Raw genomic sequence first — 24,975 nt, 5'->3', positions numbered from 1 at the left:
TATGGCAATAAAATCGTTCCACCCCCCGCAACGAATCTTAATGGGCCCAGGCCCTTCGGATGTCAGCCCGCGTATATTGGAGGCCTTGTCGCGCCCCACTATCGGCCATCTTGATCCAATGTTCGTCTCCATGATGGACGAAATGAAAGAGCTGTTAAAGTACGCTTTCCAGACTAAAAATGAATTGACTATGCCCGTTTCCGCCCCAGGCTCGGCCGGAATGGAAACCTGTTTCGTCAACTTGGTCGAACCCGGCGACAAAGTCATCGTATGTCAGAACGGTGTTTTTGGTGGACGTATGAAGGAAAACGTTGAACGTTGCGGTGGTATTGCAGTAATGGTGCAGGATGATTGGGGACGCGCAGTTGACCCACAAAAACTGGAAGAAGCACTCAAAGCTAATCCTGACGCCAAGATCGTTGCGTTTGTGCACGCAGAAACATCTACTGGCGCTATGTCCGACGCCAAAACCTTGACGGCGCTTGCTCACAAACATGATTGTTTGGTCATCGTGGACGCAGTCACCTCACTCGCCGGCTCGCCACTCAAGGTTGACGAATGGGAAATTGACGCTATTTATTCCGGCACGCAAAAATGCCTCTCCTGTACGCCCGGGCTTTCACCAGTCAGCTTCAGCGCACGCGCACTTGAGAAAATCAAGAACCGCAAGAGCAAAGTGCAAAGCTGGTTCATGGATTTGAATTTGGTCATGAGCTATTGGGGCGGTTCAACAAAACGTGCTTACCATCACACCGCGCCGATCAACGCGCTTTATGGCCTGCATGAATCATTGGTGATGTTACAAGAAGAAGGCCTGGAAAATTCATGGGCTCGCCACACGAAAAACCATCTTGCCCTGCGCGCCGGTCTGGAAGCGATGGGATTGAAGTTTGTGGTGCCAGAATCTGAGCGTCTGCCACAGCTGAATGCACTTACTATTCCAGATGGCGTGGACGATGCCGCTGTGCGCTCCACTCTGCTAAACGATTATCAACTTGAAATTGGTGCGGGTCTGGGTGTAATGGCCGGCAAAGTGTGGCGCATAGGGTTGATGGGTTACGCCAGCAATCAGAGCAATATTTTGGTATGTCTCGGTGCGCTGGATGACGTGTTAGGCAGAATGAAGGCACCGGTTCAGCATGGCGTGGCAGTCGCTGCAGCGCAAAAAGTATTGGCAGGCTGATTTATTTAGTTTATGTGGTTCTCAAAGGGTATTGAAGGCCACAAATATCATAATTGTGATGTGAGTGAGTAGTCATGAGGTGTCACAGGCATTTTTAATCAGTAAATGCCGTAATATTGGCTTTCCGGAATCCCCCTTTGTGCTGAAACAAAGGGGGATTTTTCATGGCGCATGAGGATATATATGAGCAAACGTTGATACCGGTGGTTTGTTCAATAAAACAACATTGCAACCCATCCTTGCTTTTGACGAAAAAGCGCTTAATATTGCCGTCATAAGGAGATTGATTATGCGAACATTTAAATTTACATTTTGGCAGGACGGCGAGTTCTTTGTCGGCTTTCTGAATGAATACCCAGACTACCAAACTCAGGGAATGCATAAGGAAGAGCTTGCCGAAAATCTGAAGGACTTGCTGAATGATCTGGAATCGGGGCATGTGCCATATATTCACAAGGTTGAAGAGCTGATGGTTGCATAAATGAAAAGGCGTGACTTGGTCAAGGCGCTTGAAGATATGGGATGCATTCTCATCTGTCACGGCGATCGGCATGACAGGTACACCAACCAGCAGAGCAAATAATCCCAACCCGTCCCTCGTCACAACGAAATCAACGATAACCTAGCAAAATCCATAATCAAGAAACCAAGCTAGCGCTTGGCTATACAGCCACGGAGCACTTATCCCCACGCACCGCCGTGCTTTACTTGTGTAAATGAATGCTTTACAGTTTGTCTCATGATTGAATCGTTCATGCACAAGGGACTGGAAGAGCTTTTCGAGAAAGGTAAGAGCGCTAAGGTGCAGCAAGCCTTGGCGGGACGCGCATTGCGGCGACTGGATGCTATCAACACCGCCAAAAAACCGGACGTGTTGAATCTTCCGGGCTTCGACTTTCATCTCTTACAGGGCAAGCCCAAGCGATACAGCGTGCATGTAAATGGGCCGTGGTGTATTACATTCGAATGGGAAGGCGAGAATGCGCTACGGATCAATTTGGAAAACTATCACTAGGAGAGGCATATGCGGACACGTAAACCAACGCACCCCGGCGCGATCTTGCGCGAAGACGTTCTGCCAGACTTGGGAATGTCTGTAAGCGCCTTTGCTCGCAATCTTGGAGTCTCGCGCCAAACCCTGCATGCGCTACTGGCAGAGCGTAGCGGCATCTCCCCGGAAATGGCGCTACGTCTGGGTGCATTGCTAGGTAATGGCGCTCAGTTGTGGGTGGACATGCAATCGAGACACGATCTATGGCAGGCTGCGGATAAACTTCACGATGTGCTGTTGAATATCCAATGCCTCACCGACAACCAGGTATCGGCTTGATTCTCGATGTTGCCGCTCGCGGGCAGCGATCTTGAAATTACGCGCGAGCAAACTCTCACACGCAAAATAAAGCTATGAGTTATCTACTCGACACCAACATCATTTCGGAATTGGTGCGCCCCAAGCTCGCCAAAGCAGTCTTGGCGTGGTTCGAAACATCCCTTCCGAAGCCCTGCACATCAGCGTATTGACCTTGGAAGAAATCCGCAAAGGTGTTGAACAAATGCCGGACGACGCGCGCCGCGAAAAGCGCCGCCTGTGGCTCGAACACGACTTGGCTGGCTGGTTCGAAACCAGAGTACTACCCATAAATATTCAGGTGGCAGACCGCTGGGGCAGACTGATTGCAAAGATGGGACGGCCTATGCCCAGCATGCTGGACGCAGACCGCTCTGCATCATGAACTACGCCTGGTCACGCGCAACCAAAAAGATTTCGACTACCCCGGATTAGAAGTCATCAACCCGTGGGGCTAAGGGTTACGAGAGGCCTTCCGACAATTTAATTTGAACCTGGCCTCTTTATTTTCTACAAATCACCCATTCCTGCATATTTCATTTCATTCGGCGCAATAACGATTGCGCCCTACTCGGGCTGCCATCAAGGCCAGGCGTGAGTGAGATATTGTACTGCCTACCGATTGATTCTATATTTATTTATACCAGTCTGATTAATAAGTATATTCGGCCTGGCTGGCTCAGGCATTCCACATGCAGAATACATAGATATTCTTTTAGCTTCGATAAAAGCATCGTTACTATCCCTATGTGAACCAGCTGCTAGCTCATGGCTCCGTCTAGCGCTCACGCACTCTTCTGTTTTAGATTTCTCGAATAGGATATCTGCAGGTGTTTTTCCCATATTGACTGCCGCATCATTTTTTTCAGCCTCTCTAATTTTTCTCCAATGATCTGATGTCAATGCAAGTTGCCTAGCTAAACGATAATCTTTGGTGCCAATAGCTTCATCTACTTTTGCGTCTAAATACCGCGAATAAGGTGGAGGTTGAGCATTGCTCGATGTTTGTACAGATACAGTTTGATCTGTAGGAAATGGTTTCATGATCTTCACCGTGGAATTTTTATCGGTGCAAGGAGAGTTTGAATAAGAAATTTGTCCGGATTGGCTTTTACAGTTATAGGTTTGTGCTACAACCTGGCCTGATGCCCCAACCAATCCAAAACTTGCTAAAAATAAAAAAGTTAATTTCATCCTTTACACTTTCATTTTCAAAAAAATAACTTCCATGAGCCCGGTAGCACTGGTTCCCTGACCCTGAATAAGCACCTTCCATCCTTGCGAATACAGGCTCAAAGCCTGGGATACTTTGCGGTATTGGCGAATAAGGTGGGGAGCCAATCTACCGACAAGCTCAGACGATGAGGTCTGTCTTCAGGTTGGGACGGCTTCCCCAGTGAAACTCTGACTCTACAGGTGATTTCAACCAGAATTAGAATGATTTTGATTATACAAGGTTGGACTGAATAAAATGAAGCCCAACATCCCACTCACACTTGGCCTGGTGACAGGCGCGAATGTACTTGTCTTTTGTCAGTCGCCGCGAGAACCCGGCCTTCTGTGTCTCACGTTGCATCGGCACGTTGACAACGCATCTGTTTATCAAGCGCCTGTGAGGTTGGGCTTCATTTCATTCAGTCCAAACCTGCCGAGCTACCGGGCTTTTCCAGAATAATCGCGTGCGAACTGCCAGGCCACGCGCCCGCTGCGCGACGCGCGCATCATCGACCACTGCAGTGCTTCACGCCGGATCAAGTCGTCCCAGTCCTTGAGATCGACGCCGAAGACACTCAGCCAGTGTCGCACGATCTGCAGATAGGCTTCCTGATTAAAGCTGTAAAATGACACCCACAGGCCGAAACGATCCGATAACGAAACTTTCTCTTCTACAGCTTCCTCGGGATGCAGCTCACCTTCGTCGCCGTGCGCGGTCTGCAAGTTCTCGGAGAAGTACTCCGGCATAAGGTGGCGGCGATTGCTGGTAGCATAAATCAGCACATTATCCGGTACAGCAGCGAAGCTGCCATCGAGCACTGTTTTGAGCGCTTTGTAACCAGGCTCACCGTTTTCAAAGCTTAGATCATCGCAGTAGATGATGAAACGTTCGGAGCGCTCTTGCACTAGATCGACAATGTGCGGCAAATCGACGAGATCGGCTTTGTCGACCTCGATTACACGCAGACCTTTAGCCGAGTATTCCGTCAGCATAGCCCTGACGATGGAACTCTTACCCGTGCCGCGCGCGCCGGTCAGCAATACATTATTGGCGCGCTGGCCACATACGAACTGGCGCGTGTTGTCATCCACGCGCTTTTTCTGGTCGTCGATATCTTTCAGATCAGAGAGGTGAATGGGTTGCAAAACGTGCAGCGGCGCCAGCCAGCCGCGGCTTTGATGCGTGCGCCAGCGCTGGGCCAGCGCACTCCAGTCGGGCGTTGGAGGCGCTGGTGGCAGTATCGCTTCAAAAAGCGACATGAGATGCTCGGCGCGCGCGACCAATCGCTTGATATCATCGGAGCTCATAGGCTTCCTCCTTGTTCCGGCTTGTCGTAATCAATGCTCAAGACCACAGTCTACGTGCCGGGCTGCTCGAGCTTTATTTTCGGCCAAGTCGCCAGACAGTCCTCAATAACAAGAACATAAGGGGTCAGCCAGTTTATTTTTTTGCTAATCAAGAGAACTTGAACACTGAGGCGACTCTGCGTTGTGAAGTTTATGGTGGTGACGAATTTCATCAAAAAATCAGCCAATTGATTCAAGTATAATTGTATCTATAAAATAATAACTTAGAATAATAGTGTCATTTCGACAAACCTCGCCTCTTTGTATATTTTAAAATAACCTTCTAGTTCGTCGCTAGCGCAGTATTAATGTGTTTAATGAGTGCGTGAATACGTTCGGCATTTTTACCAAGGTCACTTTTACCCACCCTGGATTTACTGCGAATGTCCATAACACTCGTTTCACCAACAGCGCGAACTCGAATCACAACATCGTCTTTAAATCCAAACCAGTATGTGGAGTCGGTTGCTTCAATAATGCCTTGTGATTTATCCGCGTTAACTAACTCCCAGCCGAGTTCATGCACTGCGTTTTGTACGGTGCTAAATAACACGTCAGCACTTTTCGCATAACTTTGCGTGGAGAGGTCAGGGTAGGACTTGCGTTGTTGTTGTGCTGTTTCTTCACCAGCATATTCTACTTTATTAGGCGCGTCGGCGCGGAGGGCGGCAATAGCAACAAATTCAGGCGGGTTAACCAAGTCAGTTGAGATGTCATGGATGGGTGGCACTGACTTTGCCTTGCTCATCATGCTAAGCGGCAAACCAACGGCAATAATGGCAAATATTGCCGATATTCCTGCAGCTGCAGACCGGATGTTTTTTCTTAGAAAAATAACCTGGATTAGCAATAGCACCAAAGCGGCTATCCCCAAGTAAACACCGTAACGCAGGGTAGCAAACGCGGTACCTAGTTCTACAATGTTGTATTTATATAATGGACCGGGCAAAGCAACGAGTAAAACAGCAATGAAGCTGATAATGCTAAGAAAATGATTCATGAAGTTATCTCCGTTGCAGAGCGCCGCAATGGTTACTTTTCGACCATCGCCCCTAGTTGAACATGAGCTTGATACTGTCTAGCGTTCGTGAAACAAAACCACCCTTGGCAACTGCCTGTGTGGCGACGATAGTCTCGGTAACAATGACTTCATTATCCAGGCTGATCTTGACCTGACCGAGTTTCTGGCCCTTGGTGATGGGTGCCGAAATTTTTCCTTCAATTTCCATCGATGCTACGAGCTCCTTATAGCGCCCACGCGGAATAGTAATATGGATATCGCGGCCGACGCCCAAGGCTACCTGCTCTTGTTCACCATACCAAAGGCGTGCAGTTTTCAATGCTGCGTTGGCTTTATACAACCGATGGGTTTCGAAAAATCGAAAACCATAGTTTAACAATGACTGACTGCTGTTGGTACGCGCGTTATCGGAGCTCGCGCCTAGAACGACTGAAATCAAGCGCATATCACCCTGCAGCGCAGAAGCCACCAGGCAATAGCCGGCTGCTTCAGTATGCCCCGTTTTAACGCCATCGACCGTGTTGTCGCGCCAGAGCAGGCGATTGCGATTAAATTGGCGGATATCCTTATAGGTGTATTCTTTTTCGCGATAAAGTTTATAAGTGTTTGGATATTCACGAATAATTGCGGCGGTTAATATGGCGATATCACGAGCCGTGCTGTAATGTCCTTCGGCTGGCCAGCCAGTTGCATTCTGAAATTGAGTATTGGTCATGCCCAGCACCTGCGCCTGTTGGTTCATATAACCTACGAAGGCAGCTTCAGAGCCAGCGATATGCTCGGCCAACGCGACACTGGCATCGTTTCCGGACTGGATGACCAAGCCCTTCATCAAATCGTCGACGGGAACCTGTTTGCCTATTTCGACAAACATTTTGGAGCCTCCCATGCGCCAGGCTGTTTCACTGATGGTCACCAGGTCATTGTGTTTAATGTCACCAGCCGCGAGGGCTTTATCGACCAGGTAGGCGGTCATCAGCTTGGTGATGCTGGCCGGTTCAACGATCTTGTCCGGGTCTTTCTCTGCAAGCACGCGACCGCTTTTAAAATCGACCAGATAAAAACTGTCAGCTTCCAACGAAGGCGGGGCAGGAATCGGTTTAGCTGCGGCGAAGGTGTGACTGCTAAATAGCAGAATTAATAGATTTGAAAATAACGCGATTTTGCTCATCATATAGTGGGGAAATTTTACCGGTAAGTTTGGTTGCGACAGTATTGATGGTACTCGACGGTAACAAGAATTAAAACCTTTAAATGGCCTAATCCTGAAAAACGATACGCGACGAAACGCGGCCTTTCTGGTTTTAACTACGAATCACCCCTTGGCTTTATCGATACCAAATAACGGCTCCACTCTGACGCGATAACACAATCCGCGCGACGTCGAGAGTGTCCTTCCGTCTTGTCGCTCCATGCTCAAACAGACATCGCATCGTCAATTGAGTTCGACATTTAAATGCCGAGCCAGTAGTGCGCCTCTGACAGTGGAGTTTCTGCTGGTCGAGGTGTTCGCGTAAATAAGGCCGCTAAATTTTGCAGGGCATGTGAGCATTGCAGCAGAACTACAGGCCACGCAAATTCGGAGTGGAGATGCGCTACACCAAGTTAGACTGAGCCGTTGCACTTCAAACTTGAATCCGCAAAATCAAAAAAATGAATGTGCCTTACTTTTATTTTTGAGTGTTATATCGCTTCGCTTTTCTTTTGTTCCACCAGAGAAAAGGTGTGTTGATGAAAGTAGGTAATCCATAAAATGGATGCTGCGGCTATAGTGAAGTTTCGTCTTTTTTGGCGATACGCTCTAGCACATAGCATGTCATGCCAAGCGCAAGTTCGTGCTCACCTATAAATATTTTGTCCGCATGTCCTTTTTGGAGGAGAGCCGCATCTTCATCACTATGGGTGCGCACAACTGTCTCAACGTTTGGGTTGAGCATACGCGCGATCTCAATTATTCGGCACACATGAAACGAATCTGAGGTGGCGATCACCAATACACGTGCCCGAGCAATATGCGCCTGAATTAGGACTGCCGGGTCAGCAGCGTTGCCAGAGACGGCCAGCATGCCACGTTTGCGCAAGCCATCGACTAGTTCGCGATTTTGCTCGGCCACAACAAATGGCACTTTGCTTTTGGTTAGCGCTTCACCGATGCGGCGGCCTACGCGGCCATAGCCAACAAGTACAACTTGACCCGTCAGATGGGCTTGATCAACACTCATGGGGAGTTCCGTCAGCGGATCGTCGGGACGCTCCAGAAGGTGCGCTAATGTTGAGCGCGATCGAATCCAAGCTTGTAGTGGTTTGGTAACGTGAAATAGCAGAGGGTTAAGCGCAATTGAGATAATCGCACCCGCCAAAATAAGACTCTGGCCCTCACTTGGCAGGAGTCCTAGAGTAACCCCTAACCCTGCCAAGATAAACGAAAACTCCCCGATTTGCGCCAGGCTGGCCGATACCGTAATCGCTGTATTTAACGGGTAACGGAACGCAAGGACAAGCAAAAAAGCGGCCAATGACTTACCAACAATAATGATGAAGACTACCGTGACTAATTGCCAAGGTTGTTGTAACAAAATATTAGGATCAAAGAGCATTCCAACCGACACAAAGAACAGTACGGAAAAGGCATCCCTAAGCGGGAGGGATTCTTCAGCTGCCCGATGACTTAATTGAGACTCCCGCATGGCCATTCCGGCAAAAAAAGCCCCGAGCGCGAAGGAAACACCGAAAAGTTCGGCTGAACCAAAGGCGATACCAACGGCAACGGCAATGACACTTAATGTAAAAAGCTCCCTCGAGCCGGTCCTGGCGACTTGCCACAGCAACCAAGGAAGGACGCGGCGACCAGCAACAAGCATGAGCACGATAAATATCGATACTTTTCCTATCGTTAGCGCAAGCGTTGTCAGGATACTGTCTCCTGATTTTTCGGAAAGACCATTTGCATCGCCCCCTAACCATCCAGCTAGTGGAGGAAGAAAAACGAGTACTAATACCATCACCAAATCCTCGACCACAAGCCAGCCGACGGCAATGCGCCCATTTAAGGATTCAAGGACGCCGTGGTTTTCGAGCGCTCTAAGGAGCACTACCGTGCTTGCCACGGAAAGAGCAAGGCCGAATACGATGCCAGCGCCAAGGCTCCAGCCCCAATAATTAGAGACGGCCATACCTAGTACCGTTGCAACGGTGATTTGGATAATGGCACCGGGCAAGGCGATTCGGCGCACGGCCCAGAGATCGTTCAGGGAAAAGTGCAGCCCAACACCAAACATCAGTAGAATTACTCCGATTTCAGCAAGCTGACTGGAAAGTCCAATGTCTGCAACAAATCCGGGAGTGAAGGGTCCAAGAATTATGCCAGCAATCATGTAGCCAACCAGAACTGGCAGTTTAAAACGTGCAGCGGTTAAACCAAGGACCAATGCAAGTCCAAAACTGGCGGCAATCGTAGTGATCAAGCTGATGCTATGAGGCATGTGTCTTTATTTCGTATTATTTGATGGTTTATATTGAATAAATTTCGCGTCTGCCTTTAAAGTGGTTACCTTAAAGTCCAGCCCACAAAATTTCGACTGATTAACCCACTGTATTTATGTTAAATAAATACGAATAGAGTCTGCGGTATGGCTATTTACCTGGCTACTCGTGACATTGCCACTAAAGCATGGCGAGCTTGTTGTGCATCGAGCACCATTTCGGGGAAATCAAAACGCAATATTTTTTCATCGGCGCGTACATCAAAACCATCACAGTCGATGCCTAACATTTCCACATGCTGCACTTCGATTTTATGAAAGCGTTGGCAGTAGCGACACATTGCGCTGTGATGATCCGCGTTCATGTGCGAAATCGCCCCATTTTCTTGCTGGATTAACGGATAGGGTGGTACTAAATAGCTATCCGCCTCGACCCAATGGATTTTGCCGAAGCCGCCGATATATCGTATTGACTGCGGCATGATGCGGTAAAACGAAAAGTCATGCATGTCAAAGTAGCTTTGCGCTTCTGGAAAGTAGCGTAAATAGCGTGTGCCAACTGTGTCTTTATCCGTCATGATTTGTGCTGTACCCACCACGGTGACACGTCCTTGTGTCTGAATTTCTGGGCTATCCTGGTTATGGGTTATTAAGCTCAAACGCGGGTCATGCAGAATGTTTTTGGTATGTTCCGCTAATGTGCTGATCAGAATGATCAGGCTGCCATCATGGTCAACCAGATAGGGCGTGATAGAGCCGAAGGGATGGCCGTCAAATTTTTTGGATAGCGTGCATAGCGCGCCGTAGCGATGAGCGCGTAACATTTGGCGAGCTTCGCGTGCATTATTCATGAATGTTCCTGAAAATTATTTAAGTTGTCATACGTGGGAAGGCGGGAAAAAACTGAAGGTATTGATACGTCAAATTTTATGCGGCCAATTTCAATGCAGTTTGCGCAAGCCGTTTGCCGAGTGCGATGCATAGTCTTTTTTCGTCTTCGCTGATGGGGTGGTCGTTAGCCATCCCAGCGAAATGACTGGCACCATAAGGTGTTCCGCCCTGCTGTGTGGTGGCAAGTTCTGGCTCGGAATAAGGCAGGCCAACGATAATCATGCCATGATGCATCAGCGGTAACATCATAGACAGCAATGTACTTTCCTGTCCGCCATGCATCGAGCCAGTCGAGGTGAAAAAGGCAGCGGGCTTGCCGACCAAGGAATGTTGCATCCATAGCGAACCAGTGCCATCCCAGAAATACTTCATTGGAGCCGCCATATTGCCAAAGCGCGTGGGGCTACCAACAGCAACGCCTATGCATTCCTTAAGGTCGCTTAGCTCGGCATAGGGGGCGCCCTCATCCGGTATGTCGGGTGCGGTCGCTTCACACACTGTGGAAATCTTGGGTACGGTGCGCAGCCGCGCCCGCGCGCCCGCCACCTGTTCCACGCCACGCGCCACCAGCTGAGCCATTTGACGCACTGCACCGTGCTGGCTGTAATACAGTATGAGGATTTCTTTGTCGGTTATCATGGGCATATTGTATTACATGTTGTAACGTCATTCTAATATGTTGTTTTGTAATATATTATAAATGTAAATTTGATTGGCGGATTATCTGCATTTGTTGCGTTGAGTCGCAGATTATTTCAAACGGGATTACTGTGCGGAGATGGCGGCCAGCCAATTGTGTGCAGTTGCACGACGCCGACACTTCCCGTTAAGTGAATCCAGATGGACGTCATTGAAAGGAACAGACCATGAACACAGCTACAGATCCTGTATGCGGTATGAAAGTTGACAGTGAGTCAGGGCGCAGCTTGGAACATGCAGGCAAGCGCTATTATTTTTGTTCACAGCATTGCGTAGAAAAGTTTTCAGCAGATCCTGACAAATACCTTAACCCGGTCGCGCCGACTTCAATAATTACAACACCATCCGCTGGAGGTTATACCTGCCCAATGGATCCTGAGGTGCATCAGGACACACCCGGTTCTTGTCCGAAGTGTGGCATGGCGCTGGAGCCGGTGGATAACTTGTCGGGCAAACCCGATGTCACCGAATACGTTTGCACTATGCATACGCAGATTGTGCGCAGCGAGCCCGGCGATTGCCCAATCTGCGGTATGGCGTTGGAGTCCAGAACGGTGGCTGCCAAGGAAGAGAATCCTGAGCTGGACGATATGACGCGCCGCTTCTGGATCAGCACTGTATTGGCCGTGCCGGTCTTCGTGATGGCGATGGCTGCTGATATGTGGACGGGTTTTGCGCCGCAAATGATTTCGTTTACGCATTTACAACTGGTTGAGTTCTTGTTGGCGACTCCGGTCGTGCTGTGGGGCGGCTGGCCGTTCTTTCAACGCGGCTGGGCGTCATTGGTCAATCGGCATCTGAACATGTTCACACTGATTTCTCTAGGTGTCGGCGTGGCCTGGTTATACAGCGTAATCGGTACTTTCTTGCCGGATGTTTTTCCGGCGATGTTGCGCCGAGAAGATGGCACGTTGCCAATTTATTTTGAAGCCGCTGCGACAATCACCGTGCTGGTGCTGTTGGGACAAGTACTGGAATTGAAGGCGCGCAGCCGCACCAACACCGCGATCAAGCTGTTGCTTGGCCTGGCACCCAAGACCGCGCGCATTGTGCGCAGTGATGGTAAGGAAGAGGATATTCTACTGGAGCAGGTGCAGGCCGGAGATCTGTTGCGTGTGCGTCCCGGTGAAAAAATTCCGGTTGATGGGCAGGTCATGGAGGGCAGCAGTTCGATAGATGAATCCATGGTAACCGGCGAACCAATACCGGTGGAAAAGCAGCAAGGAGAACGCTTGATCGGCGCCACGCTGAATGGCACCGGCGGGCTGTTGATGCGTGCAGAAAAGGTCGGTGCAGATACTTTGCTCGCGCAAATTATCCACATGGTCAGCGAAGCGCAACGCAGCCGCGCACCGATACAGCGGCTGGCCGATACGGTGTCAGGTTATTTCGTGCCGGTCGTCATGCTTGTCGCGTTGCTGGCATTTGGCATATGGATGTTATGGGGGCCCGAACCTAGATTCGCTCATGCCATCGTGGCAGTGGTATCGGTGCTGATTATCGCCTGTCCTTGTGCACTGGGTCTGGCGACACCAATCTCGATCATGGTGGGAACCGGGCGCGGCGCAACCGAGGGCGTGTTGATCAAGAACGCTGAAGCGCTGGAGATCATGGAAAAAGTGAATACACTGGTGACCGACAAGACCGGCACGTTGACCGAAGGTAAACCGAAACTGACCTCAATAGTGGCGGTGCAAGGATTTATGGATAACGACATTCTGCAACTGAGTGCCAGTCTGGAGCGCGCCAGCGAGCATCCGCTGGCGGCAGCTATCATCAAGGGAGCAGAGCAACGCAGCCTGACATTGGCCGAGGTCACGGATTTTCAATCTGTCAGTGGCAAAGGCATCACGGGTCTGGTGGCTGGCCGCAAAGTCACGATCGGCAATCAGAAGTTATTTGTCGATTCGGGTATAGAGATGGCTGAATTGCTCGACCGTGCCGATGTGCTGCGAGCAGAGGGGCAGACCGTGATGTTCGTGGCTGTGGATGAAAAGCCTGCAGGTTTGATCGGCGTGGCTGATCCGATCAAGGAATCCACGCTGGAAGCGGTACGGGCATTGCAGGCTGCCGGATTGGAGCTGGTCATGCTCACCGGAGATAGCCGTGCTACCGCAGATGTGGTTGCGCGCAAGCTGGGAATCAAACGCGTGGTGGCCGAAGTGCTGCCAGAACAAAAAGCCGAAATCGTGAAACAACTGCAAGCCGAAGGTCGTATCGTGGCGATGGCGGGAGATGGTATCAACGATGCACCGGCACTGGCGCAAGCGCAGGTGGGCATCGCGATGGGAACCGGAACTGATGTGGCGATGCAAAGCGCCGGGGTGACGTTGATCAAAGGCGACCTGAACGGCATCGTCCGCGCGCGTCGTCTGAGCCAGGCCACGATGCGCAATATCCGGCAAAATCTGTTCTTTGCTTTTGCCTACAATATGCTCGGTGTGCCGGTCGCGGCGGGGCTGCTGTACCCGTTCTTCGGCTTGCTGCTCTCGCCGATGATCGCCGCAGCTGCAATGAGTTTTAGTTCGGTGTCGGTGATCAGCAACGCGCTGAGGTTGAGTCGGGTGAAGTTGTAAATCGGCACAGCCTATACCCGAGATAAAATTCAATCAGCACATCGCATGGTAGCGAGCATTTTTTTTCACCAGGGGGTGGCATGTGTATTGGAGAGAAGTCATGGTTTGCAATACGGGCTGAAGAAACTCTAATTATTATGAATTTGGGTTGGGCAAAACTCGGTTTTTTTGTGGTAGTTTAAAAGATTAAAATAACATTGACCGGGGTGCGGTGGTCATGGATACTTCAATTGTGCAGTTTAATTTCCTATCCTAATTCATTATCAACAAGTGAACTGGATATTTCTTCAAAGACTTAAATGACTGCCCCCCAGCCCGCTTTGTCGACCACAAATTATGCCTCGCAATGGCCGAAGTCTGGCTTAAGTATTGCATTGAAGTTGCTTGAGCCGGGTGCCAGTCCTCGTGATGAAATGCTGGTGGCGTCACCCATTCCACCGAACGGACCGCTCGTATCCTGTCTTATGGTCAGCCGGGGCAAACTATTGCCTGCTCGCCATGCCATTGATTGTTTTCGACGCCAGACCTACCCACTTCGAGAACTGCTCATCCTTGATGACAATCCAGTTTCGGAACTGACCGAATTTTTGGCTGCTCTGAATGATCCATTAATCCGTTACATCCAGATATCGGAAGCCCAGAATCTCCTCGGCACCCTGCGTAACTATGCTCTGGCTGAAGCGCGCGGCGAACTGGTTTGCCAGTGGGATGATGACGATCTATATGATGTACGTCGCCTTGCTTGGCAGGTCGAAGCGTTGCAAACGAGCGGGGCTCAAGCCTGTTTTCTGAATCGCTGGACCGTGTGGTGGCCGGAAGAACGTCGTATCGCAGTGTCCGGTTATCGTGCCTGGGAAGGCAGTATGTTGGCGCGGCGTGCGGCGGTACCAGCCTACCCGAACCAAAGGCGTGGCGAGGACAGTATGGTCACCGATCAGATCATGGAAGCCAACCGCGTTGTGTTAATGGATGCGCCCGAGCTGTATTGCTACACCATCCACGGTAGCAACACCTTTCACTATCAACACTTTCTCCGTATCTATAATGCCGCCAGCGAGTTTGTCGGGCGACAGTTTTATGACATTCACCTACAACTTCTGAATTGCCGTCTGCCCATCATGGATTATGCTACCGCACTGGAAAGTGCTGGCAATCTGGCAGTCTGCCAGCGTCCACAACCAGCGGTAATGCCGGATCGACTCATCGATCCGGCATTACCGCGTCAAGGGCGTAAACCATCTGGTAAAGAGCCGCTGGTATCGATAATCGTGCGCAGCATGGGGCGCGACAGCCTGATTAACGCATTGACTTCGCTGGCCAATCAGTCTTATTCAAGAATCGAGGTGGTGGTGGTGGATGCCACCGGCGGACGTCATCCTCCACTATCGGCGACAATTGCAACCGACAGTCGTTTTCGTCTGGTGTCTACCGGACGGCCATTGAAACGCCCTGCTGCAGCTAATTTCGGTCTTAGTACAGCCACCGGCGAATATATTGGTTTTCTGGATGATGACGACCTGTTCGATCCTGAACACATAGCACTACTGGTACGCCGCATTCTTGAACCAGACCATCCTGATCTTGTGTATGCCGGCATATGGCTGATTGACCGCTATCACCGCCTCACTCGAAGGCAATGTAATCCGTTTAATGTTTTGATGTTCCTGTTTTTCAACTTGATACCGGCCATCTCGGTGCTGTTTCACCGCCGAGTGATTGAACTTGGCTGCCGATTCGACGAAAGTCTGGAAATCTTTGAGGACTGGGATTTCTGGCTCCAACTTGTGCCGCATGTTCGCATAGAACGCATCGAAGCGCCCTCACAATACTATTTCATTGAGTCCGGAACATCGGGTACCAGCATCGGCCTGAATGCTGACTCGGCGCGTGGTGGACATTACTCTATGCGGGTACGCCAACGCTGGGAGCCTTGTAGCAAAGGATTATGGCGCGATTACATCACATTGACCCATGAACTGCTTGCGCGTTTCCACGATGGCGAACGGTCCGGAGTTAGACCAGCAATGCGAGAATTATTGATGCGCTATCCGGCAGAACCAAATCTCGAATTCCATCTCGGACGCACCTACCTCGCCGAAGGTCGAATTTTCAGTGCGCGCCGGCTTTTCGAATCAGCGGTTTCGCACAACCGCAGTTGCTTCGAATTTCTAATCTCGCTGGCGAGACTGTGGGAATCACAAGATTCACCGGAGGACGCACTCGCGTGCCTTGAGGAAGGCCGTCCCGCACTGTCACAGCAATTGTCGATGATCGATGCCGAAATAATCCGGCTACGCCGTTTGATCACCAGCCGGCAAGCATTGCAGACGGTGATAAGTGGTCGCACCAGTCGAAATGAGATTTGTCCATGCGGCAGCAGCGCGCGCTACAAGCACTGTTGCGGACGCTCGATGGCCAAACCCGCACCAATGATCTTGAATCAGTCATTACGTACAGAATGCGACCAACTTCAGACGGCAGGCACCGAGCACTACTGCAAAGGCGAATTGACGGCAGCAACCGAGTGCTTCGCCTCGGCCAATGCGCTGCTACCAGGTCAGCCTATGGTTCAATATGTATTGGCGCTGCTGGCTTACGATCAGGGCAAGCTCGACGAGGCTGCGAACCATGCGGACGTTGCACTGGCAGCAGCAACCGATCCGGTGATTACGGAATTTCATCGTAAATTGCATTATCGTCGGCGCCGCATAGTTGAGGCACAGCAATTGCGAAAAATCCTGCACGCTTCGGATCATCTGCTAACTACCAGTGACGTGCGCCTGGCCTTAGCATCCGCGAAAACCATCTTTGTGTTAGGTTGTTGTTCGCAGTTGCCACTGAACGAGATTGATTTCATTGGCTGGCAAGGAAGGGTGTGTTTTCTTTCAAACGATGCCGAAACACTTCCGGAATCGGAGCTGGCGGCTCAACAGGAACGAGGCAACATACTATTGATAGACGGGGTGCCCGATATCCTACCGCCTCTGTTCGACTCAAATCTGTCCGCACAGATATTATTGCGTGTTACGCGTGACTGTCCCGCCATGTTGCTAGAAATCGCTCAGACATCGTCTGGCAAGATTGGTTTGATCTACCCCGATGACATTACGGCGCAACAGGTCGGCCTGCCCGGGCTGGTGCTGCGTCTGACACTACCAAGTTCAACATTCAAAATTGCGCGCAAAGTACATGGCACAACCTTTCGTATTGGTCTTCGCGGGAGTTGCGAGGTTGATGGCTTGCACCCCTTCGATGCAGAGTTAATCCGCCGCCTGCTGGAAAGTGGATTGTCGGTAAGCGTCCACGGCGGCACTCCTCTCTTGCGTCATTTTCCACCCTCAAAACTGCCACCGGGACTGAAATTGCTGGGATTCGACGCATCTCTTGATGATTTCCTCGCCGATATCAATTGTCTGGTGTTGCGTCGTTCACCGTTGGCAGATAACGAGGCGGCAGTTGGTTTCGTTGCCTGGGCGCTGGCGGCAGGCTGCCCGCTGATCTGCACTAACAAGCTGCCGGGCGCCGAATTGATCATGGAAGGACGCAATGGCTATTGCATTGACGCCGACGACGAGGACGCGATCTGCGAACACATTGCACGGCTGCGACAGGACGCGGCACTTACACAATCCATCAGCGAACAGGCCCGCGAGACAGCCTACCGATATTTTTCATCAAAGGCCAATGGACCCTGGACACACATACTTAACGGTATGGAGGATTGATGCGCGGGATCAAACTGGTTTCCTGGTCGGGCACTTCAGGTTATGCGCTGGCGGCATTGGACTATCTACGCGGTCTGGTGGCGAATCAGGTGCCGGTTTATTGGGTTCCGCTGCACAACAGCCCCAACGGCTTTGAACCTTGGAGTAGGGAACTTGGCATGGATGCCCTGGACTTCTTTCCGGCATTCGCGGATGACCCAACATATGCCGATCTGCCACAACTTATCGAGCACTGTTGCAAACCTTGCGATTACGACTTGGTACTGGTCCATCTGCCACCGGAATATTGGCCACTATATTTCGAGCCAAGTCGCCGCAATGTCGGCTACACCGCATGGGAGACAGACCGCTTACCGCCACACTGGCCCTCTCTACTCAACCTTGCAGAGCGCGTACTGATGCCCAGCAGCATGAATCGTGAGATGTGTGAACGTAATGGCGTTATAGCGTCAGTGCAAGCAGTCCCCCACATGCTGCGCGACGTGACACCACCTGTGTTAGACGGCCATCGACGCCAAATACGCGCTGAGCTTGGCATCGACCCACACACCACGGTATTTTATTCAATTAATACTTGGGAACCGCGCAAAGGCACATACGATCTCTTGAATGCCTATGCACGCGCTTTTACAGACACAGATAACGTGCTTCTGCTACTCAAACCTGCTCCACATGGCATCGGTGCGCCGCCTTCATACGATGTCGAACCGGTGTCGACGCTACTCGAAAAATGGCGCAAGAGCGCTATGCGCGGACGCGAAATCGGCCTACCGTCGATCCGCGTGATCGATAACTACCTGTCCGGTACACAGATCAAGGATATACACCGCGCCGGGGACGTATTCGTTTCACTGACACGCGGCGAAGGATGGGGCATGGGTGGCTGCGAAGCACTGGCGCAAGGCCGTCCTGTGTTGATGACCGGCTGGGGCGGGCATCTCGACTACCTCGGCGACAACTGGCCTTGGCTGATCAACTACCGCTTGACGCAGGTGACGCCATGGCCGTGCCAAAGTAGTTATCTCGCTTCGCAGCGCTGGGCGCAGCCCGACTTGAAACATGCGGTCGAATTGATGCGTGATCTGCACCATGACCTGCCTTCGGCAATGGCGTATTCCACGCAGGCTGCCGAGGGGCTGCGCCGACGGTTATCGATGCAGCGGGTAACTGAACAATTGCTGGAGAGTCTTAATGTCTGAAATTCCGCGCATTTTTCATTTTGTATTCGGGTTGCGACCGCAGGACGAACCATTTCACTTGGTGCACTATTTGTGCTTGGAATCTTGTCGGCAAATTAACCAGCCCAAACAGATTAATTTTCACTATCTCAACGAGCCATGGGGTGACTGGTGGGATCGAATCCGTCCACATCTGGTGCTGCATCGTGTCGATCCGGAACCCTTTGTGCGTAACACTGCCTGCTACGCCAATACGCCGGAAGGACGCATTATCCGGCAGCGCAACCTCGACTACGCCCACGAATCGGATTTCATCCGCATGAAGGCATTGCAGAGCGGTGGTGTGTATGCCGACATGGATACGCTATTTCTGCAACCTATGCCAGACGAGCTCTATCGAGAGCAGTTCGTCATCGGTGCCGAACAGGACGAAATCGAAGAGCGGGATCCTATGAAGCGCTCCCTGTGCAATGCGCTGATGCTGGCTCGCCCAGAATCTACCTATCTCGCGCGCTGGCTGGAGAGCATGTATCAAGTGTTCGATGGCACCTGGAGCCGTCATTCCTGCCAAGAGGCAACGCGCGTGCGGCAGCAAATACCGGATGCAGTGCATGTGCTGCCCAAACGCTGCTTCCACCGTCACGGCGCCGACCGGATCGGCATTCATACACTGTTCGAAGGGCTAGACGAAGATTTTTCGGGCATGTATTCGATGCACCTGTGGGCGCATTTGTGGTGGGACGAATGGCGCACCGATTTCACCATGGTGCATGGCGGCATGATAGATGAAGACTATGTGCGGTATGCCGAAACCACCTACGCGATTGCGGCACGGCGTTTTCTTGACTAATTCATCGGAATAGCCCGCAAACTTTATAATTCAAGCCTGTTTGATTTCTATTTGGTGAGTAACTAAATGGCAATAAAAGCAAAAATGGCACTCTAGATTGACTGCCGGAAATGCACCAAGCAAAAATAAATTCGCCTACTATTAACTGCTTGGTTCTGGATGATAAAAAAAGCCACGCGCCATTCACAACACGTACACATCGCAGGTAGGCTCTCCATTGACACAATCACGAAATACAAACTGTAATTGCGGTAGTGGGATGCGTTTCAAACATTGCTGCGGCAATTTAGCTGGCACAAATAACCCCGATATTGATTTGAAAAAGAATATCAAAGCCAGCATCGGTCGATCGATCTGTTTGAGCGGGAGTTCTCTATCAAAATTGCTACTCTCCCAAGAAACGTGATGTTGCTTGGTTGGTCAGCAAAAAAAAGTTATGGTTCTGCACCCCCGAGACCCTGATTCAGAGTCAAACTTTCAATGAGCGATTTCCAGCAACCTTCAATTTTTCTGACGCACCAACTCATTCCAAGGCTGCTAGACCAAACGTTTTGGACTCTGCTTGGTATTGATGACGGCGGCAGAGAGCGCAACACGTATTCCAAGCATTACCACTGGGTTCACCCTGATAACCTGAGTCAGAAAAAGGAGTGGAAGGTCAAGCTGATTCACTTCGGTTGTAGCTAGTACCTGGCTGATTAGTAGGTTATTTCCTGGCGCTTGCGGATGTTAATCAATTGATAATTTGCTTAATATCCGCAAATTATCGCAATCGTTTTTCCAGCCATGCATCGACCGACCAGTTGCCGCGACTCAGTATCAACAATACGCCGAACAAAATGCCCCAAGATAAGTGCTGATTGATACCTGCCTCGCTTAAATCAGCATAAGAAATGACTGCGACTACATTGAGGATGGACAACCCGGCAGCGGCAAACCGCCCGAATAGCCCCAATACAAGCAGCGCGGACAGCCCCAACTCCGCACCGGCCGCCAGTGATGCTGCCATCTCAGGTGACAGTAGCGGCACACTGTAGATATCGCTGAACAAGTACAGCGTGCTATCCCAGTTTTGCACCTTGGTCAGGCCGGATTTGAAAAAAACATTTGCAAGATATAGTCTCAGCCCCAGATCAAACAGCGGCGCCAGATATTCTGGCAGGTGTGATGCTTTGTAATAAAATTTGGTCAAGCTTGATAACAGGTTCATGAAGCCGCTCCCAGGTTAAAATTTGTAAGAACATCTTGCTCGACCAGCTTCAGCAGCGCTGCTTGTAAATTGAAATCTGTATAAAGTTCCAGCGTGGTGGCAGTTGCTCCTCCTAGCTGAGTTCCAGCTTGTATGCTTTGCAGCCATGCCGCATCGGCTTCCGTCAGTTCGTTGACCAAGACAACATCATTCTTGCGGCTGACCAGAGCGTTGCTGGAACCGCTATCCAGATCAATATGGAAGTCACCGGACGCACCGGGTTGATGGGCATGCCAGATGGCGGCGATCGGATAGCAGGAGCGCACCAGATGACATGCCGGATGGATGTGCAGGATCAGATTGGGGTATTGCTCGGGTGGTACTTGCGCCAGTTTGTCGATGTCCAGCGTGGTGGCATCGTCTGCGAAATAAGCGCAGTGGCAGGCCCACTCCAGCGCCGTGACATCCGGCAGGTAAGCCAATTCTTGTACAGGTTCGAAGGTCGCAACAAAAGCTGCCAACTCAGCGCCATAGTGATGCAGGTTTCCGCTGTGCGAAAAATGTTGCTCGATGAATCGCCGAGTCAACAGCCGGAAAAATTCCTTACCCACGAGTTGCTCCATGACTGGATATGCGCCTGCAAGTGTGTCATGCAGATTCCCGCGGTAATTGTTGCGGTAAATTTCGATGGCGGTGGTGACAGAATAATTCGAATAACTCACATCGATTCGCGACGATGGCTCCTTGCCATGTAAGATGGTGCAGGCAAAATCGGACAGGTCGTTATTTAGCACAGGCATGATATTCCTCCAGCCGTTGCTGCGCTTTTCCCGCCTCACTCTGCAGCATTGCCAACGCGGGTATATCACTGTCCCATTCGATCAGCGTGGGACGCGGCCCGATTTGTTGCAAGGCAAATTCATACAACGCCCACACCTCGGCGCATACTTGAGTGCTATGGGTGTCTACGAGGCAGCCGTCCCTTATGCTGTGACCAGCGAGGTGATATTCCGCCACCGCGTCAGCGGGAAGCGATTTTATGAAAGCCTTGGCATCCACGCCCAGGTTGCGTGCATTTACATACAAATTGTTGACATCGAACAGGATGGCACAGCCAGTAAGCTGTGATAATTCAGATAGAAATTCTCCCTCGCTCATTTCACTGCACGTGAATGACAAGTAGCTGGAGAGGTTTTCTACCAGCAGTCGGCGACCAAGTTTTTCCTGCACCTGCTCAATTCGATTTGCCACGTGGGAAAGGGCTTCATGGGTATAAGGGAACGGAAGCAAGTCATTAATGACCATGGAGCCGTTGTTAGCGATGTCTGGCACAGAATTCCAGCATAAATGTTCTGACACGGAGGCGGGTTGCACCGCCTCACAAAGACGATACAAAGCAGATAGATGCGCCTGATCCAGCGGCGCGGTTGAAGCCAGCCCCATTCCAACGCCATGCAGACTGACGGGATAATGTTCGCGTACCTTGAGCAAGGTACGCAGGGGCGAGCCACCCCCGAAAAAATTCTCGTTATGCACTTCTATCCAGCCGAGTTTGGGCAATTTTTCCAGCACCTCACAATAGTGAGGCGCCCGCAACCCGATACCGGCGATGCACGGCAAGGAATCGTTTGCGGGCTTTTCCATTACGCGGATTTTTTCAAAACGCCACCAGCAATCTTGTCACAAGTGCCTTTAGGTAAGGCTACGAAATCCTCAGCATCATTGTTTTTGGTGGCTTGTCCAGCGCAGGAATGTGCGCTCTTGTTGCTAGAGCAATCATTCTTGCCTGCCTTGGCGACACCATAGCACTGTTCCATATCCATCTTTTTGCCAGCAGCACTGGCATTGCTGGCGAGCCCAAGTGCTAACAGGCTACCGATTGCTACAGATAATATTTGATGGTTGTTCATAGTAAAATTCCTTTTTTGAGTGGATAAAGCAGGAGATTCTGTCTCCTGCCTTATTGGTCGGGGAGAGCAAGGCTTTCTTACAATGAATGTGCAGGTAAAGATGCCGAGATGAAAAATCTTGCTGTGCTGGTTTTTCTCACCCAACCACCGTTTGGTAGTAGAAATGCATCCGTGCTTCCAAGCCGTCAATACAAAAAATGTGGTGCTTGTCCGATTCAGCTGAATGAAATAAAGTCCAATATCACAAGAGAGGGTTGATGAACAGATGCGTTACCAAAGTGTCGATGTAGCGGGAGGAATAGTGAGGCAGAGTTATAGCGGCAACTGACAAAATACAAGCATACTCGTGTCTGCTAATTGTAAGGTCGGATGCAGCACAAGGTTGTGCTAAATGAATAAGGCTCAGCCTTGTACGAAAACAATCAGCCGAAATTCTGATCATTCAGCCAAAGTTGGGCCAAAACTTGTGATAGTTGAATGCTAATTAGCAGTGTTTATCGTCAAATCCAGAATGGTATATCCAACAAAACTCGTTCAATTGAAATATTTCCTGCCATGCGTCATCTGGGAAGCCATCCCGATTCACTCTTCCGCCACCGCGGCCACTTTGTTGCAACAGATCGGTAAAATAGGGTTGGCAAAGAGGCGAATCCCAGAGTTCGACGATTTTATTAAGGACATGAGGGAACCGTTCCTCAAGTACTCGAGGGTATATTTTTGGTACGCAACCCAACGTTTCCATGACCATTCCTCTATCAATCATCACTCATCCTCCGCAATTTTCGATTCATACTGTAAGTTTTACCTTAGGATAACCTCTCCGTCAAGATAATAATGCATAAAATTTGCACATGTACCTTTACACAGCGGAACGGCGCTGCCCCAGGTGTACGTTTCTATCGCCATTCTTGACATGTATTTTGCAGCAAGTGTTCTTACTTTCTTTGCATATGCTTTCGATAATTCAGCCGCACAGAATAATTGTTTGAGAACTCAAGAAAGCACATTGCATTTACTCGGGGGGTTGGTTGCTGGCCTGGAGCTTTATTTGCACAGGAAACGTTACGTCACAAATTGAAGAAAAAAGAGTTCCAAATAGTATTTTGGGCTACGGTTATTATTAATTGCTTTACACTAGGCTGGCTGCTCACAAAAAGCGGTTCAGCCTTTTTAAGCGCCATCCTTGCTTTCTCAAGAGCAACTATCTAAACCGTTTTTTGGACAAGCTCGGTGGCGTTAGAAAAGTGACTAGGATCAGGTCTGGCGATGAAGTTCATGCACGGGGGCACTGGCTAAATAGCACATGCCGCCATGCACCCTTTATAGACTCCAGTCATTCATGATGCTGCAAATAACGCCTCAGTGAATTAATCGAGTTTGAGCATCCCCCTAGATTGATAAAATCAAACTGGAAGAACGGGAAATCAATGGAATTACCGAAGTTTAATGAAACCTTTCTTCCGATTTTGGAAGTACTTAAAGATGGCGAAATCATCAAGTGTCGAGATTTGATTCGACTTGTAGAAGAGCGTTTTTATGCGGAATTGCCCCAAGATCTACTGGAGCAGATGACCAAAAATGGGGACCGTTTAATTGAAAATCGTATTGCTTGGGGAAAGTCCTACCTTAAGAAAGGCGGGTTGGTTCACTATCCACAACGAGGCTATGTTCAAATCACCGAGAAAGGAACATCCACTAAGCCAGGAAAAGTATCTCTCAATGACATTCAATCTAATATCATTACGTTTTATGAGCCCGAAAATAAGTCTGTATCAAAAACAACAATCGAAGCGAGCGCAAGCCCACAAGATTTAATTGATTCTGGTTTTGAGCAAATCGAACGAGAAGTAAAAGATGAATTACTTTTAAAGCTTAAAGAGGTTGATCCATATGCATTTGAAAAGATAATTTTGATTTTGCTTAAAAAAATGGGGTATGGCGACTTCATAGAAACAGCCAAGTCAGGCGATGGAGGAATAGACGGTATTATCAACGAAGATCAACTTGGGCTTGAGAAGATTTATATTCAAGCCAAGCGCTATAGCGAAAACAAAGTCCGTGAAACTGATATACGCAACTTTATCGGTGCTATGAGTGGCGATACCCACAAGGGTATCTTTGTAACTACTTCTTCTTTCGATGAAAAAGCAAAAGTAAAAGCCAGAGATGCACACCACTCAATAATCTTACTGGACGGTTCCAAGCTTGTAGATTTGATGCATAAGTTCAATGTCGGAGTGCAGACAAAACATAGCTACGAAGTGAAGATTGTCGACAATGACTTTTTTGACGCTGAAGAAATATAGCCTAGTGTAGTGCGCCATTCTGTTTGGAACTTAATCGACTGTTGGCACGAATGAC

At 50.0% G+C, this 24,975-nt stretch carries 22 protein-coding genes and 1 pseudogene; 12 read left to right on the top strand and 11 right to left on the bottom strand.

Annotated elements, in window-relative coordinates:
- Position 1 precedes the first annotated feature (1 nt).
- The 5 genes from MJ769_RS04685 to MJ769_RS04665 all read left to right on the top strand — a co-directional run bounded on the left by MJ769_RS04685 (position 2) and on the right by MJ769_RS04665 (position 2,916).
- Positions 2 to 1,183, top strand: coding sequence for a pyridoxal-phosphate-dependent aminotransferase family protein (locus MJ769_RS04685; protein ID WP_239234726.1), 1,182 nt, complete (start codon positions 2 to 4; stop codon positions 1,181 to 1,183).
- Between the two features lie 289 nt (positions 1,184 to 1,472).
- Entirely contained in the window at positions 1,473 to 1,664 is a 192-nt protein-coding gene (locus MJ769_RS04680) for a hypothetical protein (protein ID WP_239234724.1), read from the top strand.
- 273 nt (positions 1,665 to 1,937) lie between these two features.
- Entirely contained in the window at positions 1,938 to 2,198 is a 261-nt protein-coding gene (locus MJ769_RS04675) for a type II toxin-antitoxin system RelE/ParE family toxin (RefSeq protein ID WP_239234722.1), read from the top strand.
- Positions 2,199 to 2,207: 9 nt separating this feature from the next.
- Positions 2,208 to 2,513 (top strand): HigA family addiction module antitoxin, encoded by a 306-nt coding sequence (locus tag MJ769_RS04670; RefSeq protein WP_239234720.1) that lies wholly within the window; start codon positions 2,208 to 2,210, stop codon positions 2,511 to 2,513.
- Positions 2,514 to 2,658: 145 nt separating this feature from the next.
- Positions 2,659 to 2,916, top strand: coding sequence for a hypothetical protein (locus tag MJ769_RS04665; RefSeq protein ID WP_239234718.1), 258 nt, complete (start codon positions 2,659 to 2,661; stop codon positions 2,914 to 2,916).
- A 230-nt stretch (positions 2,917 to 3,146) separates the two neighbouring features.
- On the opposite strand, the gene MJ769_RS04660 is transcribed toward MJ769_RS04665, so the two are convergent.
- The 7 genes from MJ769_RS04660 to wrbA form a co-directional block, all read right to left on the bottom strand.
- Positions 3,147 to 3,725, bottom strand: coding sequence for a hypothetical protein (locus MJ769_RS04660; RefSeq protein WP_239234716.1), 579 nt, complete (start codon positions 3,723 to 3,725; stop codon positions 3,147 to 3,149).
- Positions 3,726 to 4,184: 459 nt separating this feature from the next.
- On the bottom strand, positions 4,185 to 5,054 hold the full coding sequence (locus MJ769_RS04655) for an ATP-binding protein (protein ID WP_239234714.1): 870 nt from the start codon (positions 5,052 to 5,054) through the stop codon (positions 4,185 to 4,187).
- 322 nt (positions 5,055 to 5,376) lie between these two features.
- Complete coding sequence (locus MJ769_RS04650; protein ID WP_239234712.1) at positions 5,377 to 6,093, bottom strand: DUF1499 domain-containing protein; 717 nt, start codon at positions 6,091 to 6,093, stop codon at positions 5,377 to 5,379.
- 52 nt (positions 6,094 to 6,145) lie between these two features.
- The gene (locus MJ769_RS04645) at positions 6,146 to 7,288 is read right to left on the bottom strand and encodes a D-alanyl-D-alanine carboxypeptidase family protein (protein WP_239234710.1); all 1,143 of its coding nucleotides are present in this window, start codon (positions 7,286 to 7,288) and stop codon (positions 6,146 to 6,148) included.
- Between the two features lie 592 nt (positions 7,289 to 7,880).
- Positions 7,881 to 9,596, bottom strand: a complete 1,716-nt coding sequence (gene ybaL / locus MJ769_RS04640) for a YbaL family putative K(+) efflux transporter (RefSeq protein ID WP_239234709.1) — start codon at positions 9,594 to 9,596, stop codon at positions 7,881 to 7,883.
- Positions 9,597 to 9,751: 155 nt separating this feature from the next.
- On the bottom strand, positions 9,752 to 10,447 hold the full coding sequence (locus MJ769_RS04635) for a HugZ family pyridoxamine 5'-phosphate oxidase (RefSeq protein WP_239234707.1): 696 nt from the start codon (positions 10,445 to 10,447) through the stop codon (positions 9,752 to 9,754).
- A gap of 76 nt (positions 10,448 to 10,523) precedes the next feature.
- The gene (gene wrbA / locus MJ769_RS04630; protein WP_239234774.1) at positions 10,524 to 11,126 is read right to left on the bottom strand and encodes an NAD(P)H:quinone oxidoreductase; all 603 of its coding nucleotides are present in this window, start codon (positions 11,124 to 11,126) and stop codon (positions 10,524 to 10,526) included.
- 227 nt (positions 11,127 to 11,353) lie between these two features.
- On the opposite strand from wrbA, the gene MJ769_RS04625 reads away from it, so the two are divergent.
- The 5 genes from MJ769_RS04625 (at position 11,354) to MJ769_RS14695 (ending at position 19,921) form a co-directional block, all read left to right on the top strand.
- The gene (locus tag MJ769_RS04625) at positions 11,354 to 13,762 is read left to right on the top strand and encodes a heavy metal translocating P-type ATPase (RefSeq protein ID WP_239234705.1); all 2,409 of its coding nucleotides are present in this window, start codon (positions 11,354 to 11,356) and stop codon (positions 13,760 to 13,762) included.
- A 299-nt stretch (positions 13,763 to 14,061) separates the two neighbouring features.
- Positions 14,062 to 17,487 carry a glycosyltransferase gene (locus tag MJ769_RS04620; protein WP_239234703.1) on the top strand — a complete coding sequence of 1,142 codons (3,426 nt, stop codon included), beginning with the start codon at positions 14,062 to 14,064 and terminating at the stop codon, positions 17,485 to 17,487.
- The gene (locus MJ769_RS04615) at positions 17,487 to 18,686 is read left to right on the top strand and encodes a glycosyltransferase (protein WP_239234701.1); all 1,200 of its coding nucleotides are present in this window, start codon (positions 17,487 to 17,489) and stop codon (positions 18,684 to 18,686) included. Before MJ769_RS04620 ends, MJ769_RS04615 begins: the two co-directional genes overlap by 1 nt.
- On the top strand, positions 18,679 to 19,515 hold the full coding sequence (locus MJ769_RS04610; protein ID WP_239234699.1) for a glycosyltransferase: 837 nt from the start codon (positions 18,679 to 18,681) through the stop codon (positions 19,513 to 19,515). The genes MJ769_RS04615 and MJ769_RS04610 overlap by 8 nt, the downstream gene beginning before the upstream one ends.
- A 217-nt stretch (positions 19,516 to 19,732) precedes the next feature.
- Complete coding sequence (locus MJ769_RS14695) at positions 19,733 to 19,921, top strand: SEC-C metal-binding domain-containing protein (RefSeq protein WP_445083067.1); 189 nt, start codon at positions 19,733 to 19,735, stop codon at positions 19,919 to 19,921.
- A 357-nt stretch (positions 19,922 to 20,278) separates the two neighbouring features.
- On the opposite strand, the gene MJ769_RS04605 is transcribed toward MJ769_RS14695, so the two are convergent.
- Genes MJ769_RS04605 through MJ769_RS04590 form a run of 4 tightly spaced genes read right to left on the bottom strand, consistent with a single transcriptional unit; the run spans position 20,279 to position 22,614 of the window.
- On the bottom strand, positions 20,279 to 20,725 hold the full coding sequence (locus MJ769_RS04605) for a DoxX family protein (protein WP_239234697.1): 447 nt from the start codon (positions 20,723 to 20,725) through the stop codon (positions 20,279 to 20,281).
- Complete coding sequence (locus MJ769_RS04600; RefSeq protein WP_239234695.1) at positions 20,722 to 21,504, bottom strand: HvfC/BufC N-terminal domain-containing protein; 783 nt, start codon at positions 21,502 to 21,504, stop codon at positions 20,722 to 20,724. The genes MJ769_RS04605 and MJ769_RS04600 overlap by 4 nt, the downstream gene beginning before the upstream one ends.
- On the bottom strand, positions 21,488 to 22,348 hold the full coding sequence (gene bufB / locus MJ769_RS04595) for an MNIO family bufferin maturase (protein WP_239234693.1): 861 nt from the start codon (positions 22,346 to 22,348) through the stop codon (positions 21,488 to 21,490). The genes MJ769_RS04600 and bufB overlap by 17 nt, the downstream gene beginning before the upstream one ends.
- Entirely contained in the window at positions 22,348 to 22,614 is a 267-nt protein-coding gene (locus MJ769_RS04590) for a BufA1 family periplasmic bufferin-type metallophore (RefSeq protein WP_239234691.1), read from the bottom strand. The genes bufB and MJ769_RS04590 overlap by 1 nt, the downstream gene beginning before the upstream one ends.
- A 913-nt stretch (positions 22,615 to 23,527) precedes the next feature.
- Between MJ769_RS04590 and MJ769_RS14690 the strand changes: the two are divergent.
- Positions 23,528 to 23,823, top strand: a pseudogene (locus MJ769_RS14690) (DUF1294 domain-containing protein).
- Positions 23,824 to 24,041: 218 nt separating this feature from the next.
- On the top strand, positions 24,042 to 24,920 hold the full coding sequence (locus MJ769_RS04585) for a restriction endonuclease (RefSeq protein ID WP_239234689.1): 879 nt from the start codon (positions 24,042 to 24,044) through the stop codon (positions 24,918 to 24,920).
- The last annotated feature ends 55 nt before the right edge of the window (positions 24,921 to 24,975 follow it).

Origin of the sequence: Candidatus Nitrotoga sp. BS, assembly GCF_927797785.1 — a bacterium.
GTDB lineage: Bacteria > Pseudomonadota > Gammaproteobacteria > Burkholderiales > Gallionellaceae > Nitrotoga.
The sequence above is the reverse complement of the archived record's forward strand: the minus strand, read 5'-3'. Positions and strand labels throughout refer to the sequence as shown.